The sequence below is a fragment of the Lactobacillus sp. WILCCON 0058 genome (assembly GCF_057198005.1).
In genome coordinates, this window is the sequence record NZ_JBUBHM010000001.1 from 911,156 (window position 1) to 929,124 (window position 17,969).

Annotated in this window: 18 protein-coding genes and 1 tRNA gene; 17 read left to right on the forward strand and 2 right to left on the reverse strand. The window is 52.5% G+C overall.

All coding sequences use genetic code 11. The features are described 5' to 3' along the window. Positions 1 to 243: 243 nt before the first annotated feature. Both hisS and aspS read left to right on the forward strand, forming a co-directional pair. The gene (gene hisS, locus ACYVUU_RS04410; RefSeq protein ID WP_439774896.1) at positions 244 to 1,530 is read left to right on the forward strand and encodes a histidine--tRNA ligase; all 1,287 of its coding nucleotides are present in this window, start codon (positions 244 to 246) and stop codon (positions 1,528 to 1,530) included. A gap of 15 nt (positions 1,531 to 1,545) precedes the next feature. Next, positions 1,546 to 3,390, forward strand: a complete 1,845-nt coding sequence (gene aspS / locus ACYVUU_RS04415) for an aspartate--tRNA ligase (protein ID WP_484500072.1) — start codon at positions 1,546 to 1,548, stop codon at positions 3,388 to 3,390. 70 nt (positions 3,391 to 3,460) lie between these two features. Here the strand turns inward: aspS and ACYVUU_RS04420 are convergent, their stop codons facing one another. Continuing rightward, the gene (locus ACYVUU_RS04420) at positions 3,461 to 4,084 is read right to left on the reverse strand and encodes a hypothetical protein (protein ID WP_484500073.1); all 624 of its coding nucleotides are present in this window, start codon (positions 4,082 to 4,084) and stop codon (positions 3,461 to 3,463) included. Between the two features lie 233 nt (positions 4,085 to 4,317). On the opposite strand from ACYVUU_RS04420, the gene ACYVUU_RS04425 reads away from it, so the two are divergent. From ACYVUU_RS04425 to ACYVUU_RS04495, 15 genes are all read left to right on the forward strand, one after another. Beyond that, positions 4,318 to 6,093: a DUF2207 family protein gene (locus ACYVUU_RS04425; RefSeq protein WP_484500074.1), complete on the forward strand. Its 1,776-nt coding sequence runs from the start codon at positions 4,318 to 4,320 to the stop codon at positions 6,091 to 6,093. Positions 6,094 to 6,167: 74 nt separating this feature from the next. Further along, positions 6,168 to 7,241, forward strand: coding sequence for an AI-2E family transporter (locus ACYVUU_RS04430; protein ID WP_484500075.1), 1,074 nt, complete (start codon positions 6,168 to 6,170; stop codon positions 7,239 to 7,241). 280 nt (positions 7,242 to 7,521) lie between these two features. Beyond that, positions 7,522 to 8,481: a beta-ketoacyl-ACP synthase III gene (locus ACYVUU_RS04435; protein ID WP_439774826.1), complete on the forward strand. Its 960-nt coding sequence runs from the start codon at positions 7,522 to 7,524 to the stop codon at positions 8,479 to 8,481. A gap of 77 nt (positions 8,482 to 8,558) precedes the next feature. Beyond that, positions 8,559 to 8,804: an acyl carrier protein gene (locus tag ACYVUU_RS04440; protein ID WP_439774813.1), complete on the forward strand. Its 246-nt coding sequence runs from the start codon at positions 8,559 to 8,561 to the stop codon at positions 8,802 to 8,804. Positions 8,805 to 8,816: 12 nt separating this feature from the next. Next, entirely contained in the window at positions 8,817 to 9,761 is a 945-nt protein-coding gene (locus ACYVUU_RS04445) for an ACP S-malonyltransferase (protein ID WP_484500076.1), read from the forward strand. Next, positions 9,745 to 10,467: a 3-oxoacyl-ACP reductase family protein gene (locus ACYVUU_RS04450; RefSeq protein ID WP_484500077.1), complete on the forward strand. Its 723-nt coding sequence runs from the start codon at positions 9,745 to 9,747 to the stop codon at positions 10,465 to 10,467. The genes ACYVUU_RS04445 and ACYVUU_RS04450 overlap by 17 nt, the downstream gene beginning before the upstream one ends. Positions 10,468 to 10,476: 9 nt before the next feature. Continuing rightward, entirely contained in the window at positions 10,477 to 11,697 is a 1,221-nt protein-coding gene (gene fabF / locus ACYVUU_RS04455; RefSeq protein ID WP_484500079.1) for a beta-ketoacyl-ACP synthase II, read from the forward strand. A 2-nt stretch (positions 11,698 to 11,699) separates the two neighbouring features. Beyond that, entirely contained in the window at positions 11,700 to 12,167 is a 468-nt protein-coding gene (gene accB, locus ACYVUU_RS04460; RefSeq protein WP_439774817.1) for an acetyl-CoA carboxylase biotin carboxyl carrier protein, read from the forward strand. Between the two features lies 1 nt (position 12,168). Continuing rightward, the gene (fabZ, locus tag ACYVUU_RS04465; protein ID WP_484500080.1) at positions 12,169 to 12,612 is read left to right on the forward strand and encodes a 3-hydroxyacyl-ACP dehydratase FabZ; all 444 of its coding nucleotides are present in this window, start codon (positions 12,169 to 12,171) and stop codon (positions 12,610 to 12,612) included. Then, a complete protein-coding gene (gene accC, locus ACYVUU_RS04470) occupies positions 12,605 to 13,987 on the forward strand; it encodes an acetyl-CoA carboxylase biotin carboxylase subunit (RefSeq protein ID WP_484500081.1) in 1,383 nt (460 codons plus the stop codon). The genes fabZ and accC overlap by 8 nt, the downstream gene beginning before the upstream one ends. Continuing rightward, positions 13,974 to 14,822, forward strand: a complete 849-nt coding sequence (locus ACYVUU_RS04475; RefSeq protein WP_484500082.1) for an acetyl-CoA carboxylase carboxyltransferase subunit beta — start codon at positions 13,974 to 13,976, stop codon at positions 14,820 to 14,822. Before accC ends, ACYVUU_RS04475 begins: the two co-directional genes overlap by 14 nt. Next, a complete protein-coding gene (accA, locus tag ACYVUU_RS04480; protein ID WP_484500083.1) occupies positions 14,815 to 15,582 on the forward strand; it encodes a carboxyltransferase subunit alpha in 768 nt (255 codons plus the stop codon). Before ACYVUU_RS04475 ends, accA begins: the two co-directional genes overlap by 8 nt. A 9-nt stretch (positions 15,583 to 15,591) precedes the next feature. After that, positions 15,592 to 16,356 carry an enoyl-ACP reductase FabI gene (gene fabI / locus ACYVUU_RS04485; protein ID WP_484500084.1) on the forward strand — a complete coding sequence of 255 codons (765 nt, stop codon included), beginning with the start codon at positions 15,592 to 15,594 and terminating at the stop codon, positions 16,354 to 16,356. A gap of 9 nt (positions 16,357 to 16,365) precedes the next feature. Then, entirely contained in the window at positions 16,366 to 17,031 is a 666-nt protein-coding gene (locus tag ACYVUU_RS04490) for a biotin--[acetyl-CoA-carboxylase] ligase (RefSeq protein ID WP_484500085.1), read from the forward strand. A gap of 54 nt (positions 17,032 to 17,085) precedes the next feature. Next, positions 17,086 to 17,169, forward strand: a tRNA-Leu gene (locus ACYVUU_RS04495). 164 nt (positions 17,170 to 17,333) lie between these two features. Here the strand turns inward: ACYVUU_RS04495 and ACYVUU_RS04500 are convergent. Then, positions 17,334 to 17,954, reverse strand: a complete 621-nt coding sequence (locus ACYVUU_RS04500) for a DUF3862 domain-containing protein (RefSeq protein ID WP_484500086.1) — start codon at positions 17,952 to 17,954, stop codon at positions 17,334 to 17,336. Positions 17,955 to 17,969: the final 15 nt, after the last annotated feature.

Here is a 17,969-nt window from a genome sequence, read left to right on the forward strand (position 1 = left end):
GGATAAACTTAATGAGAATTATCAATGACAAAGAATGAAGATAGCCCGGCCATTTTAGAGACTGCCCGTTTGGTGAAAGAGCAGATGGCTGCTAGCTGTGACCCTTTAGCAGATAATGGTTCGTTTCGTCAGCGTTAATGACAGCAAGCAAAAGGTGGTACCGTGCTGTTTTCAAGCGCCCTTGATTAAATTCAAGGGCGCTTTTTATTATCTTAGTCAAAACAAGGAAACAAAGGTGAAATTATGAGAGTTCAAAGACCAAAAGGTACAGTCGACATTCTCCCGGAAACGTCCGGCCAGTGGGAAAAGGTGGAACAAACCGCCCGTGACCTCTTCAAGCGGGCCAACTACCATGAAATAAGAACGCCAAGTTTTGAAAACTACGAACTCTTTTCCCGGTCATCTGGTGAAACCAGTGACGTGGTTGAAAAGGAAATGTACGATTTTGAAGACAAGGGCGGCCGCCACATCGCCCTCCGGCCAGAAGGCACGGCTGGGGTAGTGCGGGCTTATGTCGAAAACAAGATCTATGGCCCTGACTATGTCAAGCCTTTCAACGTTTACTACATTGCCCCAATGTACCGGTATGAACGTCCGCAAGCCGGCCGGCAAAGAGAATTCCACCAAATCGGGGTGGAAAGTTTCGGCTCAAACGGCTACCTGGCTGATGTTGAAACCATCCTCTTGGGCCATGACCTCCTGGCTGAACTGGGGGTTAAGAACTACGAGCTTCACATCAACACTTTAGGTGACAGCGAGGTCCGCCAGGCCTACCACGATGCCCTGGTTGAATACTTCACTCCGGTTAAGGACCAGCTTTCAGAAGACTCCCAAAGACGGCTGGGCAAGAACCCGCTCCGGATCCTGGACTCCAAGGCTGAAGAAGACCAGCAGTTTTTGCCAGAAGCGCCAAAGATCCGGGACTACTTGGACGATGAATCAAAGGAAAACTTCAACAAGATCCTCTCCAGCTTGGACAAGCTGGGCGTTAAGTACGTCATCGACGACGACCTGGTCCGGGGCCTGGACTACTACACCGGCGTGATCTTTGAATTTATGGTTGATGACAAGTCCCTGTGGTCCAGCCCGTCTACTGTTCTGGGCGGGGGCCGCTACAACCACCTGGTTGAAGAATTTTCCGGCCCGGAAACTCCAGCTGTCGGCTTCGGGATTGGGGAAGAAAGACTGATGCTGGTTCTCTCCAAGCAAAATCCGGAAATGTTTGAAGACCAGGGGATCGACTTCTTCATCACCAATATCGGCGAAGGCACCGACATCAAGGCCGTGGAAGTTGCCCGCCAGCTTCGCTCCCTTGGCTTCAGCGCTCAATACGACGTTGACCAGAAGAAGCTCAAGGCCCAGTTCAGAAAGGCTGACCGGGTCGGAGCTCGCTACGTCGTAACCCTGGGGGCCAAGGAACTGGCTGAAGGGAAATTAACCGTCAAGCGCTTGAGCGACGGGGAACAGTTCAGTCTGGAATTTACTGACTTGGAAGACAAGGCAGACCTGCTTTCCAAGATCGAAAAATAGGAGATTTTTAGCAAAATGATGCAAATGGAAAAAAGAACTGATTATTGTGGCAACATTACCAGCCAGTACCTGGACCAAGACGTCCTTCTTTACGGCTGGGTGCAAAGAGTCCGGAACCTGGGCCAGCTGATCTTCATCGACCTGCGCGACCGGGAAGGGATTGTCCAAGTCGTTGTCAACCACGATTCCGGCAAAGAGTTGATGGATGTAGCATCTTCCTTGGGCCAGGAATACGTGGTCGAAGTCAAGGGTCACGTTAACGAACGCTCCAGCAAAAACCCGGACATGAAGACCGGTGACGTGGAAGTCATCGCCAGCGAAATCACGGTCTTGAACAAGGCCAAGACTCCGCCGTTTGAAATCAAGGATGACCTGGTAGCCAGCGAACAGACCCGGTTGAAGTACCGCTACCTGGACCTGCGCCGGCCAACTTTGCAAAACGCCTTGATCATGCGGGCCCAGATCATGACCGCTACCAACGCTTACCTGTCAGGCCAAGGCTTCATCAACATTGAAACTCCAGACCTGGGCAAGTCAACGCCGGAAGGCGCCCGGGACTACCTGGTTCCTTCCCGGGTTTACCCAGGTTCCTTCTACGCTCTGCCGCAGTCACCGCAAATCTTCAAGCAGCTCTTGATGGGGGCCGGCTTTGACAAGTACTACCAAATCGCCCGCTGCTTCAGAGATGAAGACCTGCGTGGGGACCGGCAGCCGGAATTTACCCAGATCGACCTGGAAACTTCCTTCATGGATGAAGAAGGCGTTCAAGAAGTAACTGAAGGCCTCCTGGCTAAGGTTATGAAGGACGTGAAGGGAATCGACTTAAAGCTGCCGCTGCCGCGGATCACTTGGCAGGAATCCATGGACAAGTACGGCTGTGACAAGCCGGACACCCGTTACGGCATGCTGATCCACGACTTGGGCTCTGTCTTTGCCAAGTCCGGCTTCAAGGTCTTTGCTTCTGCCTTGGAAAACGGCGGCTTTGTCCGCGGGATCGCGGTCAAGGGCGGGGCTAAGTTCTACTCCCGCAAGAAGATCGAAGCCATGCAGGACTACATCAAGCGTTACCACGCTAAGGGCCTGGCCTGGGTCAAGTATGAAGACGGCGACTTCTCCGGTCCTGTTTCCCGTTTCTTAAGTGACGAAGAAAAGGCCGGCTTGGTTGAAGAATTCGGTCTGGAAGGCGGGGAACTCCTCCTCTTCATCGCTGACCAATGGAAGGTTTGCTGCGACTCCCTGGACTACCTGCGCCGGCAAACCGCCAAGGAAACAGGCATTATTCCAAAGGACACTTACAAGTACCTCTGGGTTGTCGACTGGCCGCTGTTTGAATACGACGAAGGCGACCAGCGCTGGATCGCTGCCCACCACCCATTCACCATGCCGGATGACAAGGGAATTGAGCTCCTGGAAACCGATCCGCACAAGGCTCACGCCCGCAGCTACGACATCGTTTTGAATGGCTACGAACTGGGCGGCGGCTCCATCCGGATCCACAAGCGGGACATCCAGGAAAAGATGTTCAAGGCCCTGGGCTTCACCAAGGAACGGGCTTATGAACAATTCGGCTTCTTGATGGACGCCCTGGACATGGGCTTCCCGCCGCACGCCGGCCTGGCCATCGGCTTGGACCGCTTCGCCATGCTTTTGGCAGGCAAGGACAACATCCGTGACGTCATTGCCTTCCCGAAGAACGCCAGCGCCAGCGAACCAATGATGCACGCTCCAGCTCCGGTTGCCGACCAGCAGTTGACCGACTTGGGCATCGAAGTAGCTGAAGCAGCCAAGGAAGGCGTTGAAAAGTACGAAGCTGCCCTGGAAGCTGAAGCTGCTGAAGACGTTAAGTCTCACGAAGAATAAAAAACTGAAAAAGCGTAAAAAAATAGTTCAAGATCATTTAGGATCTTGAACTATTTTTCTTGCCAACTTTTTAATTATCGCTGTCATTATTGACATTTTCTTCTGGCAGGTCTTCAGTCGTGTTGACGTCATCATCAGCCGTGGACTTACTGGTCGTCGTGCTACTCTTCTTGGTCGTGTAGCTTGAAGAGCCGGTTGAACCAGTTGACCTGGACGAGGAGCTCTTGGAGCTGCTTGGGCTGGAGTAGTTGTAGCTATAAGTTGAGTTGCTATAGGCAGAGCCCCAAGTAGTGGAGCTGGAGCCATTTGAGCTCTTAGTCGACTTCTTCTTGCTGGACTTAGCCTGGCTGGAGTAGCTGTAGCTTGAGCTGGATGAGTCGTCGCTTGAAGAACTTGAAGAGTCGCTTGATGACTCACTGGATGATGATTGACTCACGTCTTCTGAAGAGCTTGAAGAACTGGATGACTTCTTCTTGCTCTTTTTCTTTGCTTTTGTTTTGCTTGATGATTTGGATCCTTCATCTTCTTTGTCGGCCTTGGCCTTGGTCTTTTCCGTCTTGCTGTAGACCTTGTAAGTCTTGCTGCTGCCAGCGGACTCGCTGCTCTTGTCAGCCTGGCTTTGGTGATAAAAGACAGCTGCCCCGACTAAGGCGAGCTCAGCGGCAAGGATGCCGGCCAGCATTGGTTTGCGCATCTTGTTTCCTCCCAACACAATTTGGTCTATTAGACCACGATAGTAACTACAGTATACCACGCCTTACGGATGTAAGCATAAGAAAGCCTTGTTTTGCATAAATAAATGCTGATATTTTTCGCGTTGCCAAGCAATTGCTGCTTGAATTATAATAATTTTAAGAAAAAATATTCTCAAATTGTGTCAGCCAGCCTTGCTTGTCTGAACAATGAAAAAATGAAAGGGAGAAAAAGATGAAACGGAAGTATTTATGGGTCCTAGCCTTGTTTCTGGCCAGCTTTGCGGCCCTCTTTTTACCAGAAAAAGTTTTTGCCGATTATGACCTAACCAAGATGGATGTCACGGCAGTCGTCAATTCTGACGGGTCCTTGTCGATGACCCGGAAGATCGTTTATGACTTTGATGATTCAGCCAATGGGGTCTACTATACCCAGAACTTGGCCAGCGGACAGAAGGTCAGCGGGCAGAGCGTCGAGGTTAAGGACCTGGCCAGCGGGAAGACGGTCAAGCCGGCCTTGAACAACCAGGCTGACGGCGGCAATGTCTACCACTTCAGTAAAGATGGCAATTCCTACAAGTTCAAGGTCTACCACCATGTCGAAGAGGGGAAGGTCCAGGTGGTCTACCGCTACAAGATTTCCAGGGCGGTTGACACTTATGATGACGCGTCAGAATTGAACTTCAAGATTATTGGGGACGGCTGGGATAAAGAGATTTCCAATGTTTCTGCCGCGGTTCGCTTCAAAGGCAAAAATCTGTCCTTCTTGAAGGGCTGGGCCCATGTCAATGCCAATGGTCATTTGACCGTTGACAAGGAAAAGGGCCTGGTCAAGGCAGAAGTAGCCACTTTGCCGGAAAATACTTTTTTGGAGCTGCATCTGCTTTTCCCAAACAGTTTAGTCAGCCAAAATAAAAAGCGGCATTCCGGGGAAATCGCGGCCAAGGTCGTGGACCAGGAAAAAGCGCTGGCAAAAGAAACTGCCGCTAAAAAGTCCCGCCACAATGTTTATGAATTGATCGGCCTGGTCCTTTTTGCCATCTCGCCGCTGCTCTATCTGCCAGTCTTTATCAAGAGCAGAAAGTCGGGCAGCCCGGTCAAGGCCAAAAAAGAAATTGGCCACAATTTTGAAATTCCAAGTTTCAGCCCGACTGCGGCCCAGATCCTGGTGACCAAAAAAGATCCAGACGGCAAGGCCCTGGCAGCCGAAATTGCCCTCCGGGCCGGCCGGGGCGAAATTACTATTGATCCAGGCAAGAAGGGAAAGAACTTCACTTATACCAAGACCGACAAGTATAAAGGCGACCTGCCGCTTTTAAACAGAATTTTCAAAAAGGTCGGCAATGGACAAAGCTTTAGCAACAAAGACTTGAAAAAATATGGCGACAGCAAGGGGATTACTTCTAGCTACAAGAACTGGCAAGAGGACAGCCAAAAGGCCTTGATTAAAGAAGGCTACATCGACCAGAAATTGCAGGACAGAGAGGAGATGTTGTCGTTATACACCATAGCCGTAATGATCCTGTCAGTCGCGGCTATTCTCGTCAGCTTCTTCTTGTATGATAAATATTTCCTGTGGCTCTTTCCAGTTGCTGTCTGGATCTTGGCTGCCTTTGCAGTTGCCGTGTTGCGTCTGCACCACTTCTCATCTTTGACAAAAAAGGGGGCAGAAGCTACTGAACAAGCTTTAGGCTTTGAAGCCATGCTGGATGATATCGGCCAGTTTAAGCTGCGCGATATTGGGGAACTGACCCTCTGGGAGCAGGTTATGCCTTACGCCATTGCCTTTGGCCTGGCCAAGAAGGTCCTCAAGCAGCTGAAGCTGGAATTCCCAGAAGAAATCGAGGCTGATCCTTACTGGACCTACTACTATGCCGGCAGTAGCTACGGGGCCTTTGCGTCCAGCTTTGACGAGGCAATTTCTTCTTCAGCTGGCTCTGGCGGCAACTTCTCGGCCTCCAGCGCCTCCAGCGGCGGCTTTGGGGGCGGCAGTGGCGGCGGTGCCTTCTGATTTGTTTTTCCCGGTGAAAAAGTTTACAATAGATAAAATAATTTTTCCGGAGATTAATAGTTAGGGAAGACACTATGGAAGCCAGTTTATGGAACAGATTTAAAAACAATACTCATTTGCGGCGGGCAACGGTCTTGCTCATGATCATTCTGGCCCTGTACTGCGTGCGGGCAATGATGAACACGATCCTGCTCACCTTTATCTTCACCTACTTGATTGTGCACCTGGTCAAGTTTGTGCAGGGGAAATTCAAGCATGTTTCTGACAAATTGATTGTCGCTTTGACCTATCTCTTGATCGTCGTCCTGCTTTACTTTGCCCTGCGCTATTATGTCCCGGTTTTGGTCAAGCAGGTGACCAAGATGACCAAGTCGGTGATTGATTTTTACCAGACCAATGACGTGGGCTGGCTGATGAGTCAGCTGCACAAGTATGTTTCTGAAAAAACAATCTCCAATCAGGTCAAGAGCAGCCTGACCGCGCTGACGGCGGCATTAAAGGGCTTTGGCTCAGTAGCCATGTCCTTTGTCATGGCCCTGGTCTTGAGCTTCTTTTACACGATCGAGCTAAAAGAAATGCACACCTTCAGCCAGTCTTTTCTCAAGTCAAGCCTTTTTGGCTGGCTTTTTGAAGACATTGCCTACTTTGGCCGCAAGTTCACCAATACTTTTGGGGTGGTTCTGGAAGCTCAGTTTTTGATTGCCATCTGCAATACGGTTTTGACCATTATTTGCCTGGCCATTATGAAAATGCCGCAGATTTTTGCCCTGGGCCTCATGGTCTTCATCTGCAGCCTGGTCCCGGTGGCCGGGGTGATCATTTCCCTGATTCCTCTGTCTTTGGTGGCCTATACGGTCGGGGGGATGCAGGACGTGATCTATATTTTGATCATGATTGCCGTCCTGCACACTTTGGAAACCTATATTTTGAACCCGAAATTCATGTCCAGCAAGACGGAATTGCCGATTTTCTACACCTTCGTGGTCCTGCTCTTTGGCGAGCACTTCTTTGGCACCTGGGGCTTGATCGTCAGCGTCCCAATCTTTACTTTCTTTTTGGATATTTTGGGTGTCAAAAACATCAACAGCAAGCAGGAGAAGCTGCAGGAGGCCAGAAAGCGGCTGGAGAACAAGCGGATGGAAAAATAGCATAATTTTTTAAAAAGAGAATAAATTAGTCAACAGACTCGGAGCAAGCGACTCCGGGTCTGTTGTTTTTCTTGGGGATTTCTTAAAAGAAAAAGCTATACATGGGCCAATAAAGTAAAAAATAAAAAGTTTTTTGCTATCTAAAAACCCTTATGAATACTAGCTTTATAAGGGATTTGTAGACTATACAATGCGTGAACAGTATTGACTTTTCTTAAGCCAGGACTATACTTTATACATGTCAACAAAATTATAGTTTTGAGATGGAAAGAGGCCTGCCTTGACTTACGCCAGAATTGCAAAAAGCAGCCGTTACCTGCCCGAATTCACGGTCAGCAACGACGACCTAAGCCAGATCATGGAAACCAGCGATGACTGGATCAAGAGCCGGACTGGGATTTCCAGCCGCCGGATCAGCCAAGGGGAAAATACCTCTGACCTGGCCATCCAGGTGGCTAAGCAGCTCCTTGTCGGTGAAGACCCGGCAGAAGTTGACCTGATCATCGTCGCGACCATGTCCCCCGATGCCTACACCCCGGCCACCGCGGCCCTGGTTCAAGCAGCGGTTGGGGCAGAAAACGCGGCCTGCTTTGACCTGTCGGCTGCCTGTTCAGGCTTTGTCTATGCTTTGGACGTGGCTGAAAAAATGCTGACGCGGCCTGGCGGGATGGCCCTGGTGATCGGGGCGGAAACCCTGTCCAAGCTGGTTGACTGGCAGGACCGGACAACGGCTGTCCTTTTCGGAGATGGGGCCGGCGGGGTCCTGGTCAAAAAGGACGCTCTTGAGCCGCGCTTTTTGGCTAGCCAATTGAGAAGTTACGGCCACTTGGCCAAGTACCTGTCAGCTGGCCAGACCAGTTTGCAGCCCTTCCCTGGTCCGGTAACGAGCCTGGCTCCCTTCAAGATGGAGGGGCGGGAGGTTTACAAGTTCGCCACCCACAAGGTGCCGGAAGTAATCAACGCTTGTTTAGCAGAAGCTGGCGTGGATTTAGCAGAAGTTGACCTTTTCCTCTTGCACCAGGCCAATTACCGGATCATCAAGCAGGTGGCCAAAAGGCTGGGCTTGCCGGAGGAAAAATTCCCCTGCAACATTGCCGAATACGGCAATACCTCAGCAGCCAGTGAAGCCATTCTCTTGGCTGAGCTGCTTGCAGAAGGGAAGGCGAAGGCGGGCGACCTGGTTGTCTTGGCTGGTTTTGGCGGGGGCTTAACCGCCGCCGCCCAGCTGGTCAAACTATAAGAGCATTTGTTTATTCACTTGTTTGAGATTAGTTGATTTAAATTTTAAGTTTTATTTTTTAAAAAAGGAGCAGACACATGTCAGAAGCAGAAATTTTTGAAAAGGTAAAGAAGATCGCCGTTGAAGAACTGGACGTTGAAGCAGACCAAGTAACCATGGAAGCCAACATCAAGGATGACCTGGAAGCTGACAGCCTGGACTTGTTCGAAATCGTCAACGAACTGGAAGACGAATACGACATCGAACTGGATGCTGATGAAAATACCAAGACGGTTGCTGACGTGGTGGCTTTGGTGCAAAAGCAGCTGGCAGAAAAGGACTAACGGGAACAGACCATGAAATTCGGAATTCTCTTTGCTGGCCAAGGGGCCCAGCAGGCCGGGATGGGCCTGGACTTTCTGAGCGACCCCCTGTTTAAAGAAACGATTGACCAGGCCAGTCAGGCATGCGGCTTGGACTTGCCGGAAATCTGGAAAAATGACCGCGGCCAGCTGGATGAAACCAGATATGTGCAGCCGGCTTTAGTCGCCTTTGAAAACGGGATCTGGCGCATGCTTACCCGGGACTTGGACCTGCCTATTTGCGGCCTGGCCGGCCTCTCCTTAGGCGAATACGGGGCGCTCTTAGCCAGCGGCTTTTTAAGCTGGCCGGCAGGACTGGCCCTGGTCGCTGACCGGGGCGAATACATGCAGCTTGATTCAGAAAAGACGGCCAGCGGGATGCTGGCTTTGACCAAGCCAGATATTCCAGGCCTGGAAGATTTTTTGCAGAAAAAGCAAGCTGCCGGCCAAGCTGTTTACCTGGCCAACTACAATTCACCCAAGCAGGTCGTTGTTGCCGGAGAAAAGCAGCTTCTGCCAGAGCTTGGGGCAGAAATCGCTGACCTTAAGCTGGCCAAAAGAGCAATTCCCTTGGATGTTGCCGGAGCTTTCCACACTCCGCTTTACCAGGCAGCCAGCCGAAAAATGGGCCAGCGACTGGAGGCTGAGACTTTCAATGCTGGTACTTACCCAGTCATCAGCAATACCACTAGCCAGCCTTTTGTCAAAGAAGACTTGGCCGAAATCCTGGAAGTTCAGTTGATGGCGCCAACTCATTTTGCCGCCTGCGTCAAAGGCTTGCTGGACTTAGGCATGACGGCCAGCCTGGAAGTCGGGCCAGGTCACGCCCTGTCAGCTTTTGCCAAGCAGGCGGACAAGGGCCTGAAGACCTGGCAGATCGGGAGTCTGGATGAATACCAGCAGTTTGTAGAGGAGGGGCAGAATGGATTTACAAAATAAACGTGTCCTGGTGACCGGGTCAACGCAAGGGATCGGGGCAGCTGTTGCTTTAGCTTTTGCTAAAAAGGGCTGCCAGCTTTTCTTAAACGGTCGGCGGCCGGAATTGCCGGAGGAAATTGCTGACCAGCTGGAAAAAATCGGGGCAGACTACCAGTACTTTTCCGCCGACGTCAGTGACGAAGGCGCGGTCAAGCGGCTTTTTAAAGAAATCGGCGACATCGACATCGTGGTTAACAATGCCGGCATCACCCGCGACCAGATTATGATCGGGATGAAGCTGGCCGACTTTGACCAGGTGCTCAAGGTCAACTTGCGGTCAACTTTTATGGTGACCCAGAAGGCCTTGAAGAAAATGCTGAAAAAGCGGTCCGGAGCCATTATCAATATGGCCAGCATCGTTGGCCTGCACGGCAATGCAGGCCAGGCAAATTACGCGGCGTCTAAAGCCGGCGTGATTGCCTTGACCCAAACCGCGGCAAGGGAAGCCGCCGGGCGGGGCGTCCGCGTGAACGCGATCGCGCCGGGGATGATTGCCAGCCAGATGACTGCTGTCTTGCCAGATGAGGTCAAAGAGCAGGCGCTTAGCCAGATCCCTTTGGCCCGCTTCGGCAAGGCGGAAGAAGTTGCCCAGGCGGCAGTCTTTTTGGCGGAAAACGACTATGTTACCGGCCAGACCCTGGTCGTTGACGGGGGAATGACCATTTAAGGAGAAGATATGCGAGTAGTAGTTACAGGCATGGGGGCAGTCAGCCCGAACGGCAATGGCTGCCAGGCTTTTGTTGAAAATACTTTAAATGGCGTGGTCGGCATCAAGCCGATCAAGAAGTTTGATGCCAGTGAGACCGGCATCAGCGTGGCCGGAGAAATCGATGATTTTGACGTCAGCCAGGTCGTCGGCAAGAAAAACGGCAAGCGGATGGACCTGTATTCCCAATACGCCATCCAGGCCTGCCAGGAAGCCTACGATATGGCTGGCCTCACGCCGGAAACGGTGAAGGCGGAAGAGATGGGCGTAATTTTTGGCTCAGGGATCGGGGGCCTGACCACGATTGAAGAACAGGTCATCAAGATGCATGACAAGGGGCCAAAGCGGATTTCACCTTTCTTCATCCCGATGGCGATCGCCAACATGGCAGCCGGCAACATTTCCATCCGCTTCAATGCCAAAAATATCTCGACTTCCATCGTCACGGCCTGCGCCAGCGGGACCAACTCCATCGGGGAAGCCTACCGGCAGATCAAGGAAGGCCGGGCTGAGGTCATGATTACCGGGGCCAGCGAAGCCAGCGTCAATGAAACGGCGATCTCCGGCTTTGCGGCTTTAACCGCCCTGTCAACCAGCACTGACCCTTTAGAGGCATCTTTGCCTTTTGACCAAAACCGGCATGGCTTTGTCTTAGGTGAAGGGGCCGGGGCCTTGATCCTGGAAAGCCTGGACCATGCCCAAAAGCGGGGCGCCAAGATTTTGGCTGAAGTAGTCGGCTACGGGGCGACCAGCGATGCCTACCACATCACCAGTCCTGATCCAAAAGGCGAGGGAGCGGCCAGAGCCATGCGGCTGGCAGTTGAAGAAGCTGGCATCAAGCCGGACCAAGTCGGCTACATCAATGCCCACGGGACGGCGACTAAGGCCAACGACAGCGGGGAAGCCAAGGCGATTCATGAAGTCTTTGGCGACCAGGTCCTGGTTTCCTCAACCAAGGGGATGACCGGTCACCTCTTAGGGGCCGCGGGAGCGGTTGAAGCCGTCATCACCTGCGCCAGCCTGCAAAAAGGAATTTTGCCGGCTAATGTCGGCTGCTTTGACCAGGACCCGGAATGCCCGGTCAAGCTGGTTAAAGCGGGCGAGCAGGAACAAGACGTTGAGTTTGCCTTGAGCAATTCCTTTGGCTTTGGCGGCCACAATGCCGTATTAGCTTTTAGAAAGTGGGCTTGATTTTGGAAATAACAGATGTTGAAAGACTGCTGGACAAGTTTGAAAAGTCCAGCATCCGGGAAATGAAGCTGAGCTTGGATAATGCGGAACTTTTTCTGAGCAAAAATGAGTACACGCAAAAGACAGAAGCAGAAACGGTTTTGCCAGCCAAAAAAGCTGAAAGTCCTGCTCCTGCGCCAGCCAAAAAAGCTGAAGCGGCAGAAATTGTTCAAAGAGAAATAGCTGAATCTGGCCATGCCATCAAGTCGCCTCTAGTCGGGACGATTTACCTGCAGCCTGCCCCGGACAAGCCAGCTTTTGTCAAAGCAGGCGACCAAGTCAAGGCCGGCCAAACCGTCTGCATCGTGGAAGCCATGAAAATGATGACGGAAATCAAGAGCGATGTTTCCGGCACCGTCAAGGAAGTCTGCGTGGAAAATGAAGATTTGGTCGAATGCGAGCAAACGCTCTTTTTGATTGAGGAGGCCTAGCATGACAGTTTTGGATTCCAGCCAAATTCAGGAGATCATCCCCCACCGCTATCCCATGCTCTTGATTGACAAGGTTATTGACCTGCTTCCTGGCGAAAGGGCGGTGGCCATCCGCAACGTGACAATTAATGAGGCAGTTTTCCAGGGACATTTCCCGGGAAATCCTGTCCTGCCCGGGGTCTTGCTCGTGGAATCCCTGGCCCAAACCGGGGCGGTGGCGCTCTTGAGCGATGACCGCTTCAAGGGGCAGACCGCATATTTTGGCGGCATCAAAAATGCCAAGTTCCGCCAAATGGTCAAGCCGGGCGACCAGGTTAAGCTGGAAGTGACTTTGGAAAAGGTTAAGGGCCATATCGGCCTGGGGCAGGGAATTGCCTGGGTCGATGGGAAAAAGGCCTGCACGGCGGAATTGACCTTCATGATTTCAGGTGAGAAAAATGTTTGACAAAGTTTTGGTCGCCAACCGGGGCGAAGCCGCGGTCCGCATCATCCGGACCCTTAAGGAAATGGGCATCAAGTCCGTCGCTATCTATTCAGTAGCTGACCGAGACAGCCTCCATGTCCAGCTGGCTGATGAAGCAGTCTGCGTGGGCGGAAGCCGCCCCAGCGACTCCTACTTGAACATCAAAAACATCATTTCCGCGGCTACTGGGACCGGGGCCCAGGCCATCCACCCGGGCTATGGCTTTTTGTCAGAAAGCGCAGAATTTGCCAGCCTCTGCGCGGCCTGTGGCTTGACTTTTATCGGGCCAAAGGCGGAAACCATCGACCAGATGGGCAACAAGGAACATGCCCGCCAGCTGATGATCGAGCACAAGGTGCCGGTTACCCCGGGCAGCCGGGACTTTATCAAGTCGCCAGAAGAAGGCAAAAAGGTTGCTGAAGAAGTCGGTTATCCGGTCTTGCTGAAGGCCGCAGCCGGCGGAGGCGGCAAGGGGATCCGGCAGGTCAAGGAGCCTGGTGAAATGGCTGATGCTTTTGACCTGGCTCAAAACGAAGCTCGGCTGGATTTTGGCAATGACCAGATGTATCTGGAAAAGGTCTTGACCAAGGTCAAGCACATCGAGGTCCAGGTTATCCGGGACAGGTTTGGCAACTGCGTTTACTTCCCGGAAAGAGACTGCAGCCTGCAGCGGCGCAAGCAAAAGGTGATTGAGGAGAGCCCTTGTGAGCTGATCAGTAAAGCTGAGCGGGAAAAGCTGGGGCAGATCGCTGTCCGGGCTGCTGAAGCAGCTGATTATCTGAATACGGGGACGATTGAATTTTTGATGGACCAGGACCATAATTTCTACTTTATGGAAATGAACACTCGCCTGCAGGTTGAACACACGGTGACGGAAATGGTTACCGGGGTTGACCTGGTCAAGGCCCAGATCCTGGTCGCGGCCGGGGAAAAATTGCCTTTTAAGCAGGAAGACTTGAGCTTTAAGGGCCACGCTATCGAATGCCGGATCAACGCTGAAGATTCCAGCAGGGATTTCATGCCGTCAACCGGCCAGGTCGACTACCTCTTTTTGCCAGTCGGCAACCCGGGCATGCGGATCGATTCCGCCCTTTACCAAGGCATGGTGGTTTCGCCATTTTACGATTCCATGCTGGCCAAAATTATTGCCTTAGGCAGCAGCCGGCAGGAAGCCGTTGCCCGGATGCGGCGGCTTTTAAAGGAGCTGGTGATCCGGGGGGTCAAGACCAACCAGGACTTTCACCTGGCCATCTTGGACGATCCGGAATTTAAGCAGGGCACTTTTACCAATACTTATTTGGAGAGGGAATTTTTGCCCCGCTGGAAGGAACAGGTAGACAAGCATGAGGCTGTTTAAAAAAAGAAACACGATCTCTGAGCGGCACGTCAAGGCCAATAAAAGGGCGGAAGACTTAGTGCCGAGTGGTTTGATGCAGCGGTGCCCAAATTGCGGACTGGAATTTTTCGCCAGCCGCCTGGACAAGTACAAGACCTGCCCGGACTGCGACTACGGCTTCCGCTTGACCGCTAAAGAGCGCCTGGCCTGGCTCTGCGAGGAAAGTGAAGAGTGGTTTGGGGACATTAAACCCAGCGACCCCCTGCATTTTCCAAGTTATGAGGCAAAAGTTGCCAGCGGAAAGAAAAAGACCGGCTTAAATGAAGCGGTTTGGACTGGCCTGGCTAGCATTGGCGGACAGAAGACGGCCCTGGCCATCATGGATCCCTTTTTTATCATGGGCTCTTTGGGCCAGATGACCGGGGAAAAACTGACTCGGCTCATTGAAGCAGCTACCGAGAAACAGCTGCCGGTCGTAGTCTTCACGGCCAGCGGCGGGGCCCGGATGCAGGAAGGGATCTACTCTTTGATGCAGATGGCTAAAGTGGTTAACGCCGTTAACCGGCATAAGGCAGCGGGCCTTTTATACCTGGTCGTTTTGACCGATCCGACTACCGGCGGGGTGACGGCCAGCTTTGCCAGTGAAGGCGACATTACTTTGGCTGAAGCCCACGCCATGGTGGCCTTTGCCGGCCGCCGGGTGATTGAGCAGACCATCCATGAGAAGCTGCCAAAAGATGCCCAGCGGGCAGAAACTGTTTTAAAGCACGGCTTTATCGACCGGATCGTTTTGCGGCAGGAAGAAAAAGAGACCCTGGCCTGGCTGTTAAAGTACGGAGGGATGCAGGATGACTGATGCAATGGAAACGGTCCGGGCAGCCCGGGCCAGCGACAAATTGTCGGCCCACTATCTGCGAAGTCACTTGTTCAGCGACTTTATTGAGCTGCACGGTGACCGGCAGGGGGCAGATGACCCGGCTATCGTGGGCGGGATCGGCCTTTTTGCCGGTCAACCGGTGACGGTGATCACAACCAGCCGGGGGCATAAGCTGGAAGAACGCCTGGCCAAGCACTTTGGCCAGCCGGAACCAGCCGGCTACCGGAAAGCTGCCCGCTTGGTCAAAGACGCGGCCCGCTTTAAGCGGCCGGTGCTCCTTTTTATCGATACCGCCGGGGCTTTTCCCGGCAAAGAAGCTGAATATGCCGGCCAGGGGCAGGCGATTGCCCAGTGTCTGACAGATATTGGCCAGGCCGAAACGCCAATTATCAGCGTGATTTTCGGTGAAGGCGGGTCTGGCGGTGCTTTAGCTTTGGCCTGCGGGGATGAGGTCTGGATGCTGGAAAATTCCATGTATTCGGTCCTGTCTCCTGAAGGCTTTGCCTCTATCCTGTGGAAGGACGCGGGCCGGGCGGCTGAAGCAGCTGAGCTCTTGGGCCTGACGCCGGAATCCCTCTTAAAGGGGCAGGTGATTGAGGGCGTGATCAAGCAAGAGGGCAGCAAGGATGCCCAATGCCGGGAAATTGCCCGGGTCTTAGAAGAAGAATTAGCAAAATTGCAAAAGCTGCCGGCTAGCAGTCTGCTCAACCGGCGCTATGAACGTTTCAGAAAGTTTTAGGTGAAGAAGATGGCAGGAATTTTAGCTGGAAAAAAGTTTTTGGTAATGGGCGTGGCCAACAAGCGGTCCATTGCCTGGGGCTGCGCTGAGCAAATCAAGGCCCAGGGCGGGGAAGTGGTCTACAGCTACCAAAATGACCGCCTGGAAAAGAGCCTGCTCAAGCTGGGGATAGCGGCAGACAAATTGGTTGAATGCGATGTAGCCAGCGATGAGAGCATTGACGCGGCTTTTGACCAAGTGAAAGAAAAGTTTGGCCAGATCGACGGCTTGGTCCATGCGGTGGCTTTTGCCCCGAAAAACGAACTGGAAGGGTCCATCCTTAATTCCAGCCGGGAAGGCTACCTGACTGCTCAAAACATTTCCAGCTATTCCTTGATTGCCGTGGCCAAGGCCGCCCAGGAAAAGGAACTTTTGGCCCCTAAGGCTTCAATCGTTACCTTGACCTTTATCGGGTCGGAAAGAGCCATTACCAACTACAATACGATGGGGATTGCCAAGGCGGCTTTGGGAAGTTCCGTCCGCTACCTGGCCCGGGACCTGGGCAAGACTGGCAGCCGGGTCAACGCGATTTCCGCCGGGGCCATGAAGACTTTGGCCGTAACGGGGATTGGCGGGCACAAGGAACTCTTAGAACAGTCCCGGTCCTTGACGGTTGACGGGGTCAATGTGAGCCTGGAAGAACTGGGCAACTGCTGTGCTTTCTTGCTCAGCGACCTGTCCAGCGGCCTGACTGGCGACATCATCTATGTTGACAAGGGCGTTCACCTGTCCTAGGAGGCAGTGATGGAGATATACAGCTATCCAGTCTTGCCTTCTACGCAGGATTTGGCCAAGGAGCTGCTCAAAAAGAAAAAGCCGCCTTTTGCCGTTAGTGCAATTGAACAGACGAAAGGCTATGGCAAGCAGGGGCGAGCCTTTTATTCGCCTAAAAATGGCCTTTATCTGTCAGTTTGCCTGGAAAAGCAAGAGAATCCCTTGCTGACCCTGGCGGTGGGGACGGCAGCAGCCGATTTTTTACGGGCCAGGTATGGACTGGAAATCGGCCTTAAGTGGCCCAATGATCTCTATTTCCAGGGGAAAAAAGTTGGCGGCATTCTGACTGAGCAGGTGGCAGGCGGGATAGTAGTCGGTCTGGGCCTTAACTTGGGCTCGGAACTTCCGGCCAATCTGCCCCAGGCCGGCCGCCTCTTGGCCGCGGGGGATTTTGATCCGCTTTTGGCAGATGATTTGGCCTGTGTCATTTGCCGGGCAGGCCGCCGGCAGGATTTTCTGCCCCGCTACCGGGAATTGAGCATCTTGCCTGGCCGGGTGGTTACTTTGAAAATCGCTGGGCGGACCATCTCCGGCATTTGCGCCGGCTTTGACGACCAGGGCCGGCTCTTGCTGGAAAAAAGCGGAAAGGTCAGTGCCTGGTCCAGCGGGGAAGTAATTAAGACAAGTTTTTTGTAAAAAGCCCTTCCCTTTTCCGAAAACTTTTGCTATTATAAATATTGTCATCGGAAAGCCCACTTGGCGGAATTGGCAGACGCGCAGCGTTCAGGTCGCTGTTCTGGCAACAGAGTGAAGGTTCGACTCCTTTAGTGGGCATGACTTAAGCAAGCAGGAATGCTTGCTTTTTTGTTTTCTGTTTTTCCTTCTCCTTTTCAATTTTCTACTTTATCTTTTATTCCTTACTTCTACTCCATACTTTCTATCTCTATTTTATTTTTTAGGTCCAAAAAGAGCTCCCGGTATTCGGGAGCTCTTTTGCTTTAGTTAAAGTTATGGGCTTTTTTGGCGACCAGCTTGTTTTTCTGGAAGGTAACGTAGAAGTTGGCTTGCCCGTCGCTCTTGAGGCCACTGGTATAGAGCCAGAGGACGACTTCAGAATTGGAATAGTCGGATTCTGAGTAGCCATTGGGCTTGCCGACAATGGCTTCGACTTCTTCTTGGGTCATCCCCTTCTTGAGGGACTTGTAGTCTTTTGGCGTAATCTTTTTGGACCGGTTGACTACAAGGCCGGAAATCTGCTTGGCGATCGCCACCCCGTTGGCGAATTCAACGGCCAGGTTGGAGCCGGCGCTGCCGTTTTGGACCCCTTCCCAAGTGTAAATGGTGGCCTTCAGCTTGCTGGTGTTGGCCTTGCTCTTGGCGTCAGCTTCCCGGCCCAGGAGGTCAGTTACCTGGCTGGGGGTGGACCCGGTCTTTTCAACGACCTTGATCTTCTTGTAATTAGTGAGATTAATTTTGTTGCTGGTCTGCTTGACGACATTTGAGCTGGAAATTGAGCTCGCTGCCTTCTTGGCGCTTTCGCTGTCTGTCGTGGTCTTTTTGCTGGAGCAGGCGGTCAGAGCCAGGGCAGCAAAGGCAATCAAGAGAACTTTCTTTTTCATGACACCCTCCGTTAT

Excerpts from the sequence above, each read along its gene's own strand:
- ACYVUU_RS04440 (WP_439774813.1), top strand. The coding sequence starts at position 8,559 with ATGTCAGAAGCAGAAATTTTTGAAAAGGTAAAGAAGATCGCCGTTGAA.
- fabF (WP_484500079.1), top strand. The coding sequence starts at position 10,477 with ATGCGAGTAGTAGTTACAGGCATGGGGGCAGTCAGCCCGAACGGCAAT.
- accC (WP_484500081.1), top strand. The coding sequence starts at position 12,605 with ATGTTTGACAAAGTTTTGGTCGCCAACCGGGGCGAAGCCGCGGTCCGC.
- ACYVUU_RS04445 (WP_484500076.1), top strand. The coding sequence starts at position 8,817 with ATGAAATTCGGAATTCTCTTTGCTGGCCAAGGGGCCCAGCAGGCCGGG.
- fabZ (WP_484500080.1), top strand. The coding sequence starts at position 12,169 with ATGACAGTTTTGGATTCCAGCCAAATTCAGGAGATCATCCCCCACCGC.
- accA (WP_484500083.1), top strand. The coding sequence starts at position 14,815 with ATGACTGATGCAATGGAAACGGTCCGGGCAGCCCGGGCCAGCGACAAA.
- ACYVUU_RS04430 (WP_484500075.1), top strand. The coding sequence starts at position 6,168 with ATGGAAGCCAGTTTATGGAACAGATTTAAAAACAATACTCATTTGCGG.
- ACYVUU_RS04425 (WP_484500074.1), top strand. The coding sequence starts at position 4,318 with ATGAAACGGAAGTATTTATGGGTCCTAGCCTTGTTTCTGGCCAGCTTT.
- aspS (WP_484500072.1), top strand. The coding sequence starts at position 1,546 with ATGATGCAAATGGAAAAAAGAACTGATTATTGTGGCAACATTACCAGC.
- ACYVUU_RS04475 (WP_484500082.1), top strand. The coding sequence starts at position 13,974 with ATGAGGCTGTTTAAAAAAAGAAACACGATCTCTGAGCGGCACGTCAAG.
- hisS (WP_439774896.1), top strand. The coding sequence starts at position 244 with ATGAGAGTTCAAAGACCAAAAGGTACAGTCGACATTCTCCCGGAAACG.
- ACYVUU_RS04490 (WP_484500085.1), top strand. The coding sequence starts at position 16,366 with ATGGAGATATACAGCTATCCAGTCTTGCCTTCTACGCAGGATTTGGCC.
- ACYVUU_RS04500 (WP_484500086.1), bottom strand. The coding sequence starts at position 17,954 with ATGAAAAAGAAAGTTCTCTTGATTGCCTTTGCTGCCCTGGCTCTGACC.
- ACYVUU_RS04450 (WP_484500077.1), top strand. The coding sequence starts at position 9,745 with ATGGATTTACAAAATAAACGTGTCCTGGTGACCGGGTCAACGCAAGGG.
- ACYVUU_RS04420 (WP_484500073.1), bottom strand. The coding sequence starts at position 4,084 with ATGCGCAAACCAATGCTGGCCGGCATCCTTGCCGCTGAGCTCGCCTTA.
- fabI (WP_484500084.1), top strand. The coding sequence starts at position 15,592 with ATGGCAGGAATTTTAGCTGGAAAAAAGTTTTTGGTAATGGGCGTGGCC.